The sequence below is a fragment of the Pseudomonas sp. RW407 genome (assembly GCF_003176655.1).
GTDB lineage: Bacteria > Pseudomonadota > Gammaproteobacteria > Pseudomonadales > Pseudomonadaceae > Pseudomonas > Pseudomonas delhiensis.
Genome location: NZ_QGSL01000107.1, coordinates 894,557 through 910,728 on the forward strand (window position 1 = coordinate 894,557; position 16,172 = coordinate 910,728).

Here is a 16,172-nt window from a genome sequence, read left to right on the forward strand (position 1 = left end):
GCTGCACCTTCCTTAGACGCCGATGAGGTTGCACAGGTTGATGTCGTTGGGCACCGTGGCGCCGCTGAGCACCCTGATGTTGCCGCTGCTGGCGTTGCCGATGACGATGGCCCGTTCCAGCTGGGTGCTCAGGTGCAGGGTGTCGAGCTTTTCGCGGCCGATCAGGCGGTTGTTGCTGGCGTTGAGGGTCCGCCCCTGCAACGCGCCCAGTTGCGGCTGCTGGTCGTTGCCGTCCAGCGCCTGGCAGCGGTTGCCGGCGAACAGGCAGTTGTCCAGCGCCGCGCAGAGCACCAGCGGCAGGCTGCTGGCGTGGCTGCGCAGCTGGTTGTCCTGGATCGCCAGGTCGGCCGCGCGCGGGGCCAGGGCGAACACCTGGCTGGCGGTGAACAGGTAGCTCAGCTGGGCCCCCTCGACCACCTGGGCGGGGCTTGCGTAGAGCGGCGAGCCGGCCGCCGCGCTGGCCACGCGGATGGCCCGCCACTGGCTCATCAACGGTTTCTGCGCCGGGTCGTCGCCCAGGCGTTCCACCCGGTTGGCCTGCACCAGCGCGCGGTCGAAGGGCGGCAGCAGGTGGATGCCGGTGATCTCGGCGCCGCTGCGGTCCGGGCCGATGCCGAGCAGGCGGTTGCCGCTGATGCGCAGGCGCTGCACCGCCGCGGTGCGGATGGCGTCCAGCGCCGCCAGGTCGGTGGCCTGGCGCGCCAGCTCGGCGAGCTGGTTGTCGCACAGGTCGGCCTGGTCGACGCGCACCAGCTGGATGGCGGCATAGGCGCCGCTCGCTGCCAGGCCCAGGCCCTGGCAGCGGTTGCCGCTGAAGGCCAGCACCCCGGCGGCGCCGCCTTCGCCCATCACCAGCGCGCCCAGGCCGATGGCGTCGAAGGTATTGCCGGTGATCACGGCGTTCTCCACCCGCTGGCGGACGAGGATGGCGTTGCCCTGCAGCCGGGCCAGGCGGTTGCCTTCGATGCGCAAGCCGTCCAGCGCCAGCGGGTCCAGGCCTTCCTCGAGGACGATGCCGTCGCCGCTGCGCTGGTCCAGGCCGCTGATCTCGTTGGCGCGGATGCGCAGGCCGTCGACCCCGGCGCGGATGCCGGCGCCGCCGGTGTGGATGACGTTGCCGTCGATGTCGAACACCGCGCCGGGCAGCACCGCGCCGGTGGCCACCAGCGCCGCCTGGTTGCCGCCCAGCATCAGGTTGCCGGCCACCCGCGTGTTGCCGTAGTGCAGGCTGACGCCGTCGAAGCTAAGGGCGCGCTGGCTGCAGATGAACAGGTTGCGGGCGACCTGCAGCTCGGCACCGAGCAGGTACTCGCCGGCGCGCACGATGCCGCGCTCGGCCACCAGTGCGCAGTCGCCGACGTAGGCGCCCAGGGCGTAGCCGGCCAGGCCGATGGCCGCGCTGGTGCCGTCGCCCACCGCCAGGCAGATCACGTTGATGTGCTCGGCGCGCAGGTCCAGGGTGTTGCGCGCGAGGATCGCCGGCGTTTCCCGGTTGGTCGAGCCGAGCAGGCTGAGGTTCTCCAGGGCCACGCCGATGCTGGCCTCGATGTTCAGCACGGTGCCGGGCTGGCCGGCCACCAGCAGGGTGGCCCAGCCCTGGCCACGGATGCGCAGCGAGCGGGCGCCGTCGACGTTCAGCGGCTCGCGCAGGTTGTAGGTGCCGATGCCCAGGCAGACGGTGCCGCCGCTGTCCTTGATCGAGTCGATGGCCTGTTGAATGGTGGCCGCGCCGCTGTTGTGGCCTTCGGCGCTGACGCAGACGCTGCAGTCGCAGCCTTCGCCCTCGGCGATGGGCGGCCAGAGCACGCGGCAGTCGGTCTCGCCGTCGGGGAAGTCGACCACCGCCAGGCGCGCGTAGTGGTGGTGGATGCCCAGCGGCGGCGCCTGGTCCAGCAGCTCGATGCTGGCATCCACGGTGCGCGCGGCGAACACCCAGTGGTCGCCGCTGTGGAACTGGCCGCCCGCCGGTGCCAGGGCGAAGTCGACGAGGATGCCGCTCTCCAGGAACAGCCGGGTGCCGGCGGCGGGGATCGGGATGTCGCCGGCCGCCGCCGGGGCATTGAGGTCCAGCAGCTGGCTGCCGTCCTCGCGGCGCACCGGGCCGGCCTGGTCCCAGCGCCGCACGCGGGTGTTGCGCGCCGCGTCGGTGGCCTGCTGGGCGTCGGTGGGGAACAGCCCGGCCGGCAGCGCGAGGTCGAACTGCAGGGTGCGCGCGGTCTCGTCGACGCCGCCGGCCACGCGGATGCGCCGCAGCTCGCCGGGCAGGTTGTGCAGCTCGCGCCAGTCGTCGCTGACTTCTACCCAGTCACCGTCGTGGAAGCGCAGCACCTGGTCGCGGCCGAGGCTTTCCACGGTGATGCGGTCGCGCGCCGGGTTGATGTGGGTGACGCGCGAGGCCACCGTGGTGTTGTCCCGCGACCACTTGAAGGTCGCCGTGCCCAGGGGGCCGCCGCGGTGCACCTCGACGCGGTACAGCTGGTTCTCCAGGCCGCGGTAGCCAGCGGCCGGCGGCACCTGGCAGGGGTCGGGCTCGAAGTCCGGCACCCCGGTGGCGGTGCTCAGGCGCGCCGCCGAGGGCGCGGTGGCGGCCAGCCAGCCGGGCAGCTCGGCGTCGGGCGTGGCGCAGGTGCCGTCGCCGATGCCGGCCAGCACCTTGACCTGCCACACCGTCTGCAGGCGCCCCGTGGTGTCGACGCCCACGGCTTTCTCCACCAGGTCCGGGGCCAGCACCGCGTCCACCTCGCGCTGCCAGACGTCCAGGTAGACCAGGTGCGGCCCGCCCTCGGGCAGCGCCGGCGGGTCCGGGTAGTAGGGTTGCGCGGCGTAGTCCAGCGGCGCGCTGCCGGCCAGCCCGGCCAGCCGTGGTTCCCACGCCAGGGGCGCGGCGCCGTGGTTCTCCGCCAGCAGGCCGTCGACGTACATGCGCCCGGCGCCGATGTTCAGCTTGCCGCCGCTGGCCTGGATGCGGAAACCGTCGGGGGTGATGCGCGGCACCACGTTGCCGCCGAAGCCGTCCAGGCTGCCGGCCTGCAGGCGCCGCGCCAGCTGCGCGACCCATTCGTTCCAGTCGGCGTCTAGCTGGACGCGGCCCTGTTGCATGACCACACCGAGGAAGTCGCGGTGGGCGTCGAAGCGGATGCGCGAAAGATCGAAGCTCATGGCGGGGTTCCTCAGGATTCGTGGAAACTGCCGGCGCGCAGCCCGACGCGCAGGTACTCGGCCAGGCGGATGCGCAGGTTGACCAGGCGTTGCGCGCCGTACAGGTGGTGCAGCACGCCCATTTCGCTCTCGTCGTCGGCGCCCTGGAGGATTTCCACCGGCGTCGAACCGGCCAGTTGGCCGTAGGCGGGCGTGCCATAGCGCAGCGAGGTGAAGCGTGGCGCGATGCCCGAGCCGGCGGTGTCCGGCTGGCAGTGGTGGCGGCGCGGCACCCGCGAGCCGGGCGGCAGCCAGCTGAAGCGCACGCAGCCGACCTGCTTGCGCAGGGCGCGCACCGCGGCGGGCCAGGTGTCGGCCGTGGCCAGCTCGGCGAACAGGATGCTGTTGGAGATCAGCCCCACCTCGCGGGTGTACAGCTTGCCGACCACCGTGCAGGCGTCCAGCGACAACCTGGCCCCCGGCGAATCGCCGTCGCCGGCGGCGAAGGCCACGGCGCTGCGGGCGAGGGCATCGACCAGGCAGTCGCTGGCCGCCACCTCGGCGTGCTCGTGGGCGCGGACGGCGCCGAGGATGCAGCGCGTCAGTTCCACGCGCAGGCCGGGCACTTCCAGTTGCAGGCTCGGCGTGGCCGGTTGCGTCGGCAGGCCGGTGGCGTCCAGGGCGATGCCCGGCACCAGGGTGCAGTGCTTCAGCTCCAGGCGCGCCAGGGCGTTGCCCGGGGCGGCCGGCACCCGCAGCGGTGCGCCGGCGATCAGCAGGCCGTTGAGCAGGCAGGCCGCGTCGGCACCGCCGCGCACGCTCAGCGCGGTCAGCGCCAGCAGCGGGCGGAAGCCGTTGGCGGCGCGGATTTCCACCGCGCCGCCGGCGTTCACCTCGATGTCCAGCGCCTCTTCGTAGCGGCCGTTGTCGCTGATCTCCACCACGCCGTCGCCGGCGACCTGCGCCAGGGCCGCGGCCAGGGTCGGCTGGTCGCCGGGCACGCGCACCGGCGTGCGCTCTTCCGGCGGCACGGGCAGGTCGGCGCCGCGCTCGTACTCGCCGCCACCAAGGTCGGCGCAGGCGCCTTCGTACCAGGTCAGGCGCACCTCGGCGGGGTCGGCGGCGTCGCCGGGCAGGGCGATGCGCCCCAGCCGCGGGTCGATGGAATACAGGCCGTCCGGCGGCGGCGTATGGGCCCAGCCGCCGCCATCGTCGCCCAGGTGGCAGATGCAGATGCGGTCGCGCTCGATGGCCACGCCGTCGACCCACAGCTGCAGGCTCGGCTGCGGGTTGTCCAGCGGCGCCGTGGCGTCGGCCCGCACGCCGTAGTGGCGGGCCAGGTGCGCGGCCAGGCGCCGGCGCGACAGCGGCCAGGGCACGTTGTCCGGCTCGGCCAGGTGGCCGATGTCGTCCTCCGCCTGCGGCCGGTTGTACAGCGTCACGTCCTGGCCCAGCGGGCTTGCCCGGTAGCGGCGCACGCCGGCGCGCGGGCAGGGCACCTGGCTGCGCGGGTAGGCCTGGATGCGCCACAGGTGCAGGCCGACGTTGGGGATGTTGTGGCGGCCGCGGCTGGACTCGATGTTGCGCACGTCGACGCTGCGGTTGGCGCTCTCGAAGGCGGTGCCCAGCCATTCCAGCGCCTCGCCCTGGCGCAGGTCCGGCGCCTGCACGGCCTGCGGGCGCGGGTGGTTCATGTACTGGGTGGCGCACAGGCGCTGAAAGTACTCCACCGCGCGGGCATCCCAGCCGGTGACGTCGCGGGCCAGCTGCTCCAGCACCGTGGCGGTGCCCTTGCGCCGGCGCAGGGCGATGGTGTGGGCCACCTCGGCGCGCGGGCTGGCGACCTTGGGCACTACCCGGTGCAGGCCCTGGTAGCCGATCAGGTCGCCGATGTAGGGCACCACCCAGTCGCCGCAGGTCTCGATGAACAGGTCGTCGTAGAGCTGCTCCAGGCTTTCCTCGGCGACGCCGAGCTGTTCCGCCAGCAGCGCCAGCAGTTCCTCCAGCGGCCCGCGGGCCAGGCCTTCGGCGGCGGCGATCTCGGCGTCGCGCACGCGGTGGATGGCCGGCAGCAGGGCGTACAGGCTTTGCGCATCCAGGCTCATGGCAGCACCTCCAGTTCCATCGGCGCATCACTCAGAGTCAGCAGCTCCGCGGCCTGGGGCAGGCCGCTCAGCGAGGGCACCGGCAGCTCGGCGAACAGGCGCGGCTTGAGCGCCGGCGGCTGGCCCTGGCGGTACAGCCGGGCGACCTGCACCGCCAGCACGCCGGGCAGGCGCTGGACCACCGCGGCCAGCTCGTCCACCGAGACGGTCTGGCCGAAGTCGCGGCGGGCGAAGCCGAAGTGCTCGCGCAGCGCCGCCTCGACCGCCGTGAGCAGCGGCGCGGCTTCGTAGCCGGGGGCCCGCTTCACCGCCAGCCGGCAGCGGAAGCGCGCGTCGCGGTAGCTGGCCAGGCGCAGCGGCAGCAGCGGGTCGCCGTAGGCCAGCAGGGCGTCGCGGAGGAAGCCGTAGGTGGAACTGTCCTCGCCCACGGCCGCGCCGTCGACGCCGGCCAGGCTGAGGAACACGCCGCGCGCCGGGCCGGCGGGGATCCACAGCGCATGGGCCTTGTCGATGCCGGCGAAGGCGCGGGCGAAGTTGGCGTAGTCGGCCACCGATACCGCGCGGTCGAGGCTCAGCACCGTCAGTGGCGCATTGGCCCGCGCGCGCTCCAGCGCCTCGCCGTCCTCGCCGCCGCTGGCCGCGGCCGGGTTGACCACTTCGCTGACGCCCAGCGGCCGCGAGAGCAGGGTGGTGAGCTTGCCGGCGGCGAGGTTGCCGGCGCTGCCCAGTCCTTTGCGGTAGCGCGCCCGCACGTTGCTGTGGCCGCTGGGCAGGCGCGCGCCTTCGCTGCCGTCGCCGAACTGCAGGGTGGCAAGGCCCGCATCGTCCTGGGCCGTTTCGTAGCCGTGGGCGTCGGCGGCGGCGCGGTACAGCGTCGGGGCCTCGGTCCAGAGCACGTCGTTGACCCGCAGCTCCAGGGTGGAGGCGCGGCCGCTGGGGGTGTTGGCGGCGACGTAGGTCAGCGGCGCCTGGTTGAGGGCGAAGCGCTGGTTGGCCTGGCCGGCGTCGCCGTCGCCGAGGATGGCCTCCACCGTCTCGCCATGAGTGGCCGGCGCCAGGTTGGCGTTGACGCGCAGGCTGGTGCGCTCGAACACGTGCTGCAACGCGGCGCGCAGCCTGATGCGGGTGTAGTCGCGGTCGAGCGCCAGGGCGTCGTCGCCGTCGGCGATGAAGGCCACCTGGCGCACCACGGCGTCGCCCTTGCGCGCCTCGGCCAGGCGCAACTGGCTGGCCTTGGCGCTGAGCCGGCCGCTGCGGCCGTCGCGGTCCAGCAGGTGCAGGCGCAGGTTCACCGCGGGGCTGCCCAGCAGCCCGGCGAAGGTTTCCGCGTCCTGGGCCACCGCGCTGGCGCCGTACAGGCGGTCGGCCGGGGCGAGCATGAAGAGTTCGTCGCCTTCGCCCAGGGCGGCGCTGCCGCCGTCGTCCAGCTGCAGCGCCAGGCCCCCGGCCAGCACCGCGAGGCGCTGGCGTACGCCGGAGAGGGCCAGCGGCTGCCCCGGGGCAAGGCCTTCGACGCGGCGCGCCAGCACCAGCTCGTCGCCCTGCACCGGGCACAGCAGTGGCCGCGCCGTGGCGGCCAGCGCCTCGCTCTGCGCCAGGACCAGGGTGCAGCGCAGCGGGAAGCGCTCGGCGGTCAGGTGCTCCTGGGTGTCCGGGGTCAGCCGGGTGACCTTGGCCGACAGCGCGAAGGCCGTGCGACTGCGGTGCGCCACCCGGGCGATGCGGTACAGCTCGGTGTAGCCGGGCAGGTCGGCGCTGCCCAGGCCGGCCTGGTTGGAGACCAGGGCGAACCAGCCGCCGGCGACCAGCTTCGGGTTGTCGCCATCGAGGTCGACGGCCGCTGGGTCGAGCACGAAGTTCTTCCATTGCCAGGCGTCGGCATCGGCCTTGTCGATCTGCTGGGCGATGTTGGAATCGTCGTTGCCCAGCAGGTTCGGGTCCGGCGCGTTGTGGCCGAACAGCGCGCCGCGCTGGCGCAGGGCGAACACCTGCACGCCGGCGGCGGCCGGGGCCATGCTCGGGAAGCGGCTGCCCAGGGGCGTGGTCCAGCGCACCCGGGTGCGCTGGCTGGCGGTGTCCGGCTCGACGCTGGCCAGCACCCGGATGTCCCAGCGTTCGCTGCCCGGGTCGGCCAGGCGCTCGTTGCCGACGATCAGCAGGGCGTCGCCCGGCTGCAGGCCGGTGGCCAGGCCCGCCAGCCACAGCCCGGTGTCGCCGCTCTGCGGCTGCCAGGGGCGGCTGGCCTGCACCGCGATGGCGTTCCACTCGGCGCGCGCCGGCGCCGGCGCGGTGGTCTCGAAGGTCTGCGCCTGCTCGCCCTGGCCGGGCACGCTCTGCACCCGCGTGCCCGGCGGGATGACGATGGGCTCGCTCGGCGCGCCGGGGGTTTCCAGCAGGGTGAAGGCCAGGTGGGTGGAAGCGGCCACCCCGGGCGCCGGGCGGTAGCCGATCAGCCGCGCCAGCTGGCGCACCGACAGTTGTTCGGTGGCGGTGCGCAGGTAGTGCTCCTGGGCGTAGCGCTCGGTGTAGAAGCCCAGCACTTCCAGCGAGCAGGCCAGGGCGTCGGCCAGGGCCAGGGTGAAGTCGCTGTCCTCGCGGCTGGTCAGCGCCGCCAGGGCCGGGTAGTCGGTGCTGGACAGGCGCGCCCGCAGGCTCGCCAGGTAGTCGCCGTGGCGGCCGCTGCGGTAGTCCAGCGCCGGCAGGCCGGGCGGGTTGTCGATGCGCCGCGGGGTGTCGGCCTCGACGCCGGCGCAGCAGTCGCACTCGGGTTTGCCGTTCATCATTTGCCTCCGTGCAGTTCCAGGTGCAGCACGCCGTGCTCGGGGAAGTCGGGGTCATTGTCCAGGCGCGCTATCTCCAGCCGGCCCAGGCGCATGAAGCCATCGGCCAGGGGCTTGGCGTCGGCCTGGCCGAGGCGCTGGAAGCGCTTGACCTGCACCGAGGCCACGCCGGGTACGCTGCGCGCCGCGGCGTACAGCGGGCTGAGGTAGACGGTCTGGCCAAAGCTGAAGTTGTCCGGGTGGAACAACCCCGGGGCGCCGTCGGCGCGGCGCCGGGAGCCGAGCACGTCGAGCAGCGCGCGGCGCACGTCGCTGCGGAAGTAGCCGGCGCGCACGCAGACCAGCAGCTCGATCTCCAGCGACACGTGCACCGGCTCGTCCACCCGCAGGTCGTGGCCGGCCATGCGGTAGCGCTCCAGGTGCTCGACCAGCTCCACGGCGAAGCTGGCGTCCACCGCCGCGCCGCCCTCGCGGTCGACGGTGACGAACACCGTGTGCCAGCTGCCGGTCCAGCGCAGGCTGGCGGCGGCGCGCTGCACGCCGGCCAGGCGTTCGCTGACCTCGGCGTAGTCGGCCGGGGTGACCGCGCGTTCCTGGGTGCGGAACGCCTGGGGCGCGGCGCGGCGCAGCTGGGCCGGGCCTTCCGGCTCGACGCCGCCGCGGGCCGGCAGCGGGTTGCACACCCACCGGATGCGCCCTTCGGCGCTCACTGCATGGGCGATGGCGTCCGCGCCGACGTTGCCGGCGGTGCCGTTGCCGACGCGGTAGAAGGCGCGGAAGGCGCTGCCGCTGTCCGGCCGGCGGCCGTGCTGGTCGTCGCCGAAGCGCAGGCGGGCGCTGCCGTCCTGCTCGGTTTCCAGGACGAAGCAGCGGTCGTCGGCGTGGCTGTCCAGCAGGTCGCGCTGCACGCTCCAAAGGTCCGGGGCGGCGCCGCTCTCCAGGCGCAGCTCGGGCAGGGCGTCGGCGGCGCGCCAGCGCAGCGCGGCGCTGGCCGAGTCGGTGGCATCGAAGAACACCCACTGGCGGCGCTGCAGGCCGCCTTCGACGATGCGCCGCTGCACGCGGCCGCGGTGCGTCACCGGGCCCTCCGCCAGCAAGGGCCGGTAGCGCGGCGGCAGCGGCTCGGGCGCCTGGCGCTGGCAGGCGCCGCCGCTGCCCGGGTACCTCAGCAGCGGCGCCGGCACGCTGCCCAGGGCTTCGCCGGCGACGCTGCGGCCGTGGTCGACCAGCACGATATTGCCCAGGGCGACGCTGACATCTTCCAGCCGCGCATTGCCGTGCTCGTCGTCGCTCTGGCTGGAGATGCACAGGGCGAAGGGCAGGGCGTCGCCGGGGTGCCAGGCGATCTCGGTGACCGGGCTGCCGTCCAGGGGATCGGCCAGCGGATCGCTGCCGTCGAAGGCGCGCACCCGGGTCAGGCGCACCGCATGGCGGCGCGCCGGGTCGGCGTCGGCCGGCTCGCCGGTGAGCGGGCCGAGCACTTCCTGCAGCACCAGCACGTCGCCCACGGCCAGGCCGGGCAAATGGCCGCGCAGGGTCGCCGTGGTGGCGCCGGCCGGCAGGCAGCAGCGCTCGTCGCTCCAGGTGTGGAAGAACAGCCGGTTGTGCGCCGCGTCCAGGTTCGCCCCGTGCATCGGTTCGAACACCAGCGGCGCCGCTTCCAGGGCGCGGCGCTCCTCCGGCGAGTCGGCGAGCAGGCGCCGCGGCACGCCGGGCACGCGGGTGTAGAAGCGCAGGCCGTCCGGCAGCGCGAAGGGCCCGCCGCTGACCTCCAGGTGCAGCCAGGCGCGGGCGTTGCAGCCCTCGTGCAGGTGGTAGTCCACCAGCAGCGCGTGGCGGCGCAGGCTGCTGCGGCGCCGCGCGGTGTGCAGGTAGGCCTCGGTGGCGATGGCGTCCAGCTGGTAGTGCTGCAGGTCGCCGACATAGGCGATCAGCTCGCCCAGGGTGGTGGCCAGGTCCGCCGGGCTGCGTTCGCGCCAGCCGGGCATGCCTTGCGCCAGGCGGTCCATCACCAGGCGGCGCAGGCTGGCGTAGTCGCGGGCCAGGTAGTTCAGGTCCGGGCTGGCCGGAGGCTGCCCGGGGCAGTCGGTTTGCGGGCGGCAGTCGAAGTCGCTGGGGCACTCGACCTTGAAGGCGAAATCCACCGCCGACAGGCGCGGGTCGAAGTCCGCCAGCGGCTGTTCGGCGCCGGCCCGGTGCAGGCGCAGGCGGTAGGTGGAGTGGTCGCCGTCGCTGTCGGTGCGCACCACCAGCACCCGGTCGGGCTCGGCCAGGGCGGCGAACAGCGCCTGCTCGGCGGCGCTGGCCTGGGCCGGTGGCGCGCTGGCGCTGCCCAGCCAGAGGATGCCGATGTGGCGCACCCGCTCGCCACCCTCGATGTGCAGGTTGTCCAGGCCCAGCGCCGCCGGCACCGGCTTGAGCAGGCGCACCAGCAGGGTGCGCTGGCGCGGGCTGCCGGGCGGTGCGTCCTGGTCCAGTACTTCCAGGTAGTCGATGCCGTTGAGCGTGGGGTGGGCGTCCACCAGGGCGCGGCGGTGTTCCTCGCAGCAGTGGTAGATCATGGCGCGCCTCCCTGGACGAACAGCGCCGAGTGCAGCGCGTCGTTGCGGCGGATGCGGTACTGCACCTGCACCGCCAGGCGCGATTCGACGGCGCTGACCTCCACGCCCTCGACCAGGATCAGCCCGGCCAGCCACTGCTGCAGCGCGCCCTGCACCAGGAACTGCACGGTGGCCGCCAGCTCCGGGCTGTTGGGCGCGAACACCAGCTCGCGCAGGCCGCTGCCGAAGTCCGGGCGCATCACCCGCTCGCCCGGCGCGGTGAACAGCACCTGCTCGATCAGGCCGCGGATCCAGGTGGCCTCGTCGGCGTCGCGGGTGCGGCCGTGGCCGTCGAAGCGGTAGGGGAAGTACAGTCGCTGGGTCATGTTCAGCTCCCGATCACGCGGGTCTGCGCCGCCACCGGCAGCAGCGGCGTGCCGTTGGGCGCGCAGACCGCCTGGCTGTCCATCAGCAGCAGCGGCTGGCCGTTGCTGAACACCCGCGTCGCCGCCACCAGCCATTGCGCGGTGACGCAGGGCACCGGGCCGCCGGAGACGTTGAACGGGCAGCCGGCGATGACGTAGGGCGCGCTCATCAGCACCGTCGGCTGGCCACCGACCAGCACCCGCGGGTTGGGCGCGGTGGGAGTGGCGGTGCCGCCATGGGCGCAGAGCACGGTTGCGCCGACATGAAGCAGTGGCCCGGGCATATTAGGGGCCTCCCACGCTTCGCCACGAACCGCGTTGCTGCGCAACCCTGCGGGACGGGCGCCATTTGGCGCAGCACTGCGTTACTCGTCGTTCATTTGGAGTGACCAAACTTCCCTCCTCGCGCCTTGTTCTGCACCAAATGGCGCTCCGTCGCGGCCGCAGCGAAACGTGGGCGGCCCCTAGATCACCGTCAGCGCGCCGTTGTTGATGGTCACCGCCGGGCCCACCAGGGTGAGCGCGGCGCCCTTGCCGTTCTGGATGTAGATGCCGGTGTCGTTGACGATCAGCGTCGCCCCGGTGGCGCTCTTGAGCATGATGCCGCCGGTGGGGCCGGGCAGGTCGGAGATGGTCAGGCCGTTCTGCAGCGGCGTCTGCAGGGTGATCGCCGGCAGCCCCGGCGGGGTGGCCAGGGCCAGCGCCGGGACTTCCGCGGCGCTGCCCCAGAAGCAGCCGACCCAGATGGGGCTGTCGGGGTTGCCCTGCTCGAATTCCACCCAGACCCCGGAGCCGATCACCGGCAGCGCCACCATGCCGTTCTGCAGCCCGGCGATGGGCACGCAGGGCATGGCCCAGCTCGCCGGCACCAGCCCGGCCACGTCAGGCACCTGCACCTGCAGGCGGCCCTGCTGCATGGGGTCGACGTTGTTCAGCACCATGCCGCGGTACTTGCCGTAGTAGCGTTGGCTCATGCGGGCACCCTCGGCGTGATGGACACCAGGCCGTTGCGCGTCAGCTGGAAACTCTGGGTGAACTTGCCGCGGGCCAGGGTGCTGGTGACGCTGCTGACGTAGTACAGGCCGTCGTAGGCCACCCCCGCGCCGCGCACGCCCACCAGCCGCCGCGCGCGCAGCACGCGGCCGTAGCGCAGCACGTCGAGGCTGCCGCTGGCGCTGACCGCGTCCTGGGACTTCTTCGCCTCGGCCAGGCCGGCGCTGATGGCCTGCATGGGGTTCAGCTTGGCCGTGTCCTTCATCATCTTCAGGTTGGCGATGGGCGCCGGCAGGGCGCCCAGCGGCGGCTGCAGCGGGTTGAGGTTGGGGATCGGGATGGGAATGGGCGCGCGGGTCTGCGGGTTCTGGATGTACACCACCGGCAGCACGCCCTTGGTCGGGTCGAAGCTGAAGTTCAGCGACTCGACGTTGGTGTGCGCGTCCATGTCGACGTTCAGTGCCGGCTGCGGCGGGCCGACCTTAATCTCCGGGCCGAAGTAGGCGATGCTGGTCAGCGGCACCTCGCCCGGCTCGATGTAGAACACGTGGCCGACCTCTTCGGCGAGCTGGCGGACGTAGGCCAGGTCGGTGCCCTGCTGGGCGGGGATGCGCTCGATGGGGATGGGCACGTCGGGGAACAGCGCCGGGATCGGCAGCGGGATGATGCCGAAGGCCGCGTACTTCGCGCAGATCAGCGCCACCCGCGCCTCGATGGGCATGGCCGGGTAGGGCAGGCCGGAGAAGTCGATCAGGTCCATCACCTTGCTCAGGTCCTCGCCGGTCAGGGTGATGCTGCCGGCCTGGCGGTCCTGCCCGGCCTGCACCTCGACGTGGGTCAGCACGCCGTCGAACAGCGGCTGCGCGCGCCCGCCGAGGGTGACGATCAGCACCACCCGCAGCGGTGGCGTGCCCAGGCTGGTGTTGTTGCCCACGGCGATCAGGAACAGGGTGTTCAGCTCGGAGTGGCTGTTGACCTTGAAGCGCAGCTGGAAGCCGCTGGCGCCCTCGCTGGCATGGGTCACGCTGACCTCTTCCAGGGCGTCGATCAGCAGCGCCGGCACCGGGATCGGCACTATGGGCCCGATCAGCAGGCTCAGGTGTATGGCGCTGCTCACGATTCGTCCCCCGGCACCCCTTCGGGCAGGGTGATGCGCAGCGTCCGCCCAGGCGTTTCGGTCAGCTCGTCCGGGCGCAGCGCGCCGTTGCCGTCGCACAGCCGCCAGTACTGCTGCGGGTCGCCCAGGTAGCGGGCAGCGAGGTTGTCGATGCGGTCGCCGGCTTCCACCAGATGCTCGCCGAGGGTGGCGAAGTTTTCCGGCGGCGGCACGAAGCGCCGCCGCACGTAGCTGAGCGCCACGCCGTCGGGGCGCGTCCACTGGGCGATGTCCAGGCCGTGGTAGCGGCTGTCCGGGGCGAAGGCCGGAGCGGTCAGGGCGTTGGCCTGGAGGAAGGCCTTGAGCGGGTCGGTCATGGCAGGCCTCCGATGCCGAGGGCGTCGAAACCGAAGGTGGCGGCCTTGCCGGCCAGCTTCTCGCGGGATTGCAGGTAGGCCATGAACAGCCCGCCGCCCTTGTGCTCGAAGCCGAGGTCGGCGACGGACAGCACGCGCAGGCCGAGGGTGACGGTGGCGTTGATCGGGTTGAGCTGCGGGTCGAAGGCCTCCTCGCTGATGGAGAAGTCGGTCACCCGCACCGGCACGATGCGCTGGGCGCCCCAGACGAACAGGGCCAGGTCCGATTCCAGGGGGGCGATCTCGAGGATGCCCGAGGCCGCCTGCGCCTGGCTGGCCAGCAGGTCGGCCGCGCGCGGGTTGACCAGCGCCTCCAGCACCGCCAGCTGCGGGGCGATGCCGACTTCGCTGGCGGTCCTGTCGCGCTCGGGGAATTCCAGCTGGTCGCTGGCGTCGATCTCCGCCTCCAGCTGGAAGGTCTCCACCGCCGGGCCCTTCAGGCGCAGCGCGTCCGAGCGCTCGGCGCCATCGCCCATGCCCTGCACCTGCAGGCTGCGGCGCAGCTTCTCGGGGTTGTACTGCAGGGCGATCACCCGGCGCACCTGCGCCGAGCCGGGGTCGACCAGCACCAGGCCGGCCTTGATCAGTCGCGGTGAGCTGCTCAGCGTCATGCCGGCCTCCTGTCCTCAAGGGTTCGCATAGGTCAGCTCCGTGGTCTGGTCGGTCGCGGGCCACTGCTCGACGAACAACCCGGAGGCGTTGAACCAGCTGGAGCGGTGCAGGGTGACGCGCCAGCTGTCGTCGCTCAGCCGCTGCGTCGGCGTCAGGCGCACGAAGGCGCCCACCACGTACTCCCCGCGCTGGCGGGCGACGAAGGTCACCACCGTCTGCCCGACCGCCAGGCTGGTCTTGGGCACCAGGATGCGGCCGATGGTGGGCGAGCGCGCCAGCAGCGCGGCGATGCGCCGGCCGACTTCCGAGGGCGTTGCGGCCTCGGCCGTGGCCGGCGCCGGCTCGGGCAGCGCGGGTGTGGGCGTGGCCGCATCGTCCTCGCTGGGTTCGGCGTCGGGTTCGCTGCCGGCCGGCGTGCGCACCGTGGTCACCGCGGCCTGCAGGCTGGCGAGAATCTCGTCGACCGTCTGCCCCTGCACGCCGCCGAGCCCGGCGATCAGCCGGTCGGCCTCGGCGCCGGCGAGGTCGGCGGGGACGATGGCGAGGAAGCGCTCGACCACTTCGTCGGTGACGCTTGGCCCGCTGCCGCCGCGGCGCGTCATGGCGTCGAACAGCCGGCGCACCTCGGGGTTGGCCGCCAGGCGCTGGTTGAGTTCGTCGGAGATGCCCGCCAACGGTTCCGCCGGCGTCGGGGCGGGCGCCGGCTCGGCCGCGGCGTCCGCATCGGTATCCGCGTCGCCGCCACCACCCGCGTCGGCCGGCTCGCCGCGGCGCCGGGCTTCGAGCGCGGCGCGCATGGCCTCCAGGGTGGGTTGCGTGGCCACCTCGCCGCCGCTGGCCATTTCAGTGGCGCTGGCCAGCACTTGCAGGTCCTCGTCGCTGAAGGCGTCGGGGTTCTCGGCGATCACCCGCATCATCTGGTTGGCGATCTGCTGCTGCGCGGCGCTGAGGTCGCCGGTCTGCGCCGCCTGCTCCAGCGCGTTGCGCAGGGCTTCGTCGTGCTCCAGGCGCTCGCGCAGCTCCGGCGGCACCTCGATGCCGTCGTCGTGCATCGCTTCGAACAGGGTTTCCAGCGGCGATTCGCCCGGGCCCACGCGGGCCTCGGCGCGTCCGGCATAGAACACCAGCAGCGCGACCACGGCGAAGGCCTGGGCGTAGGCGGTGACGCGCCGCCCGGCCGCCTGGGGCGCATTGCGCAGGGCCGAGCGCATCAGCAGCGAGGTGGCCGTCAGCGCCGCGCCCAGCCAGCCGACCCGCGCCGCCTGGGGCACCCACTCGCCGTCTTCCTGGGGCGAGCCTTCTTCCTCCGTTCCCGGGCTGGGCCGGCCGGGGAAGGGCACCACGTTGTCCGGCGGGGTGTCGGGCACGGGTTCGGTTTCCGGCTCGGGCGTCGGGTGCGGCTGCGGTTCGGGCCTGGGTTCGGGCACGCTGTCCACCACCGGTGGCGTGCCGGGAACCGAGTGGGGCTGCGGCACCGTGCGCGGCACGGGCACCGGGACCGGCACCTCCACGTCCTCGCGTTCGCGCCGCGGCGGCCGGCAGGAGCATAGCCGGCGGGCCTCGGAGAAGGGCGGGGCGCAGAAGTAGCCGAACAGCCCGGGCTGCATCATCACTACCGACAGGCGCTGCTGCAGGCAGCCGGCGGAGGCGGCCAGCGGGTCCGGCATGGGCAGGCCGCGGCCGACGGGGATGCTGGTGCGCAGGCGCTCGACCTCCACGGCCGGGTTCTCGACCGCGAAGGCTTCCTGCACGGCGGCTTCGTAGAAGTCCAGGTCGTCCACGCCCTCGCGCTCGCCGTGGGGCGTCGCCGCCTTGATCTCGCCGATCTGCACCCGCACCGGGATGCCGTTCTCGCGGGTGACGATGGCCAGGTCCAGGCGGCCGTTCTCGTCGGTCGGGCTGCTGAACGGCAGCTCCACGCGGCCACGGGGGAAGCGGGCGACGAAGGCCAGCTGGACGATGGCGTGGGCGGCGTTGCCGGCTTCCGCCGTGCCGAGCGGGCCGAACACCGCGCCGTAGCAGATGCCGCAACCGCCGGCGGCTTCCTCGGTGACAGAGAAGCGCTGG

Annotated in this window: 10 protein-coding genes and 1 pseudogene; all 11 read right to left on the bottom strand. The window is 73.3% G+C overall.

What is annotated here, in order from left to right; all coding sequences use genetic code 11:
* Positions 1 to 12: 12 nt before the first annotated feature.
* Positions 13 to 3,159 carry a DUF6519 domain-containing protein gene (locus DK254_RS28195; RefSeq protein ID WP_109936465.1) on the bottom strand — a complete coding sequence of 1,049 codons (3,147 nt, stop codon included), beginning with the start codon at positions 3,157 to 3,159 and terminating at the stop codon, positions 13 to 15.
* Positions 3,160 to 3,170: 11 nt separating this feature from the next.
* The gene (locus DK254_RS28200; RefSeq protein WP_109936466.1) at positions 3,171 to 5,243 is read right to left on the bottom strand and encodes a hypothetical protein; all 2,073 of its coding nucleotides are present in this window, start codon (positions 5,241 to 5,243) and stop codon (positions 3,171 to 3,173) included.
* Complete coding sequence (locus DK254_RS28205; protein WP_218281457.1) at positions 5,240 to 8,023, bottom strand: putative baseplate assembly protein; 2,784 nt, start codon at positions 8,021 to 8,023, stop codon at positions 5,240 to 5,242. Before DK254_RS28205 ends, DK254_RS28200 begins: the two co-directional genes overlap by 4 nt.
* The gene (locus DK254_RS28210; RefSeq protein WP_109936468.1) at positions 8,023 to 10,584 is read right to left on the bottom strand and encodes a putative baseplate assembly protein; all 2,562 of its coding nucleotides are present in this window, start codon (positions 10,582 to 10,584) and stop codon (positions 8,023 to 8,025) included. Before DK254_RS28210 ends, DK254_RS28205 begins: the two co-directional genes overlap by 1 nt.
* Positions 10,581 to 10,949: a GPW/gp25 family protein gene (locus DK254_RS28215; protein ID WP_109936469.1), complete on the bottom strand. Its 369-nt coding sequence runs from the start codon at positions 10,947 to 10,949 to the stop codon at positions 10,581 to 10,583. The genes DK254_RS28210 and DK254_RS28215 overlap by 4 nt, the downstream gene beginning before the upstream one ends.
* 2 nt (positions 10,950 to 10,951) lie before the next feature.
* Positions 10,952 to 11,272, bottom strand: a complete 321-nt coding sequence (locus DK254_RS28220) for a hypothetical protein (protein WP_109936470.1) — start codon at positions 11,270 to 11,272, stop codon at positions 10,952 to 10,954.
* A 180-nt stretch (positions 11,273 to 11,452) separates the two neighbouring features.
* Positions 11,453 to 11,962, bottom strand: coding sequence for a phage baseplate assembly protein V (locus DK254_RS28225; RefSeq protein ID WP_109936471.1), 510 nt, complete (start codon positions 11,960 to 11,962; stop codon positions 11,453 to 11,455).
* On the bottom strand, positions 11,959 to 13,098 hold the full coding sequence (locus DK254_RS28230) for a hypothetical protein (RefSeq protein ID WP_218281458.1): 1,140 nt from the start codon (positions 13,096 to 13,098) through the stop codon (positions 11,959 to 11,961). The genes DK254_RS28225 and DK254_RS28230 overlap by 4 nt, the downstream gene beginning before the upstream one ends.
* The gene (locus DK254_RS28235; RefSeq protein ID WP_109936472.1) at positions 13,095 to 13,454 is read right to left on the bottom strand and encodes a hypothetical protein; all 360 of its coding nucleotides are present in this window, start codon (positions 13,452 to 13,454) and stop codon (positions 13,095 to 13,097) included. The genes DK254_RS28230 and DK254_RS28235 overlap by 4 nt, the downstream gene beginning before the upstream one ends.
* The gene (locus DK254_RS28240) at positions 13,451 to 14,104 is read right to left on the bottom strand and encodes a hypothetical protein (protein ID WP_109936473.1); all 654 of its coding nucleotides are present in this window, start codon (positions 14,102 to 14,104) and stop codon (positions 13,451 to 13,453) included. The genes DK254_RS28235 and DK254_RS28240 overlap by 4 nt, the downstream gene beginning before the upstream one ends.
* A gap of 15 nt (positions 14,105 to 14,119) precedes the next feature.
* Positions 14,120 to 16,172: pseudogene (locus tag DK254_RS28245) on the bottom strand (hypothetical protein); the annotation flags it as partial.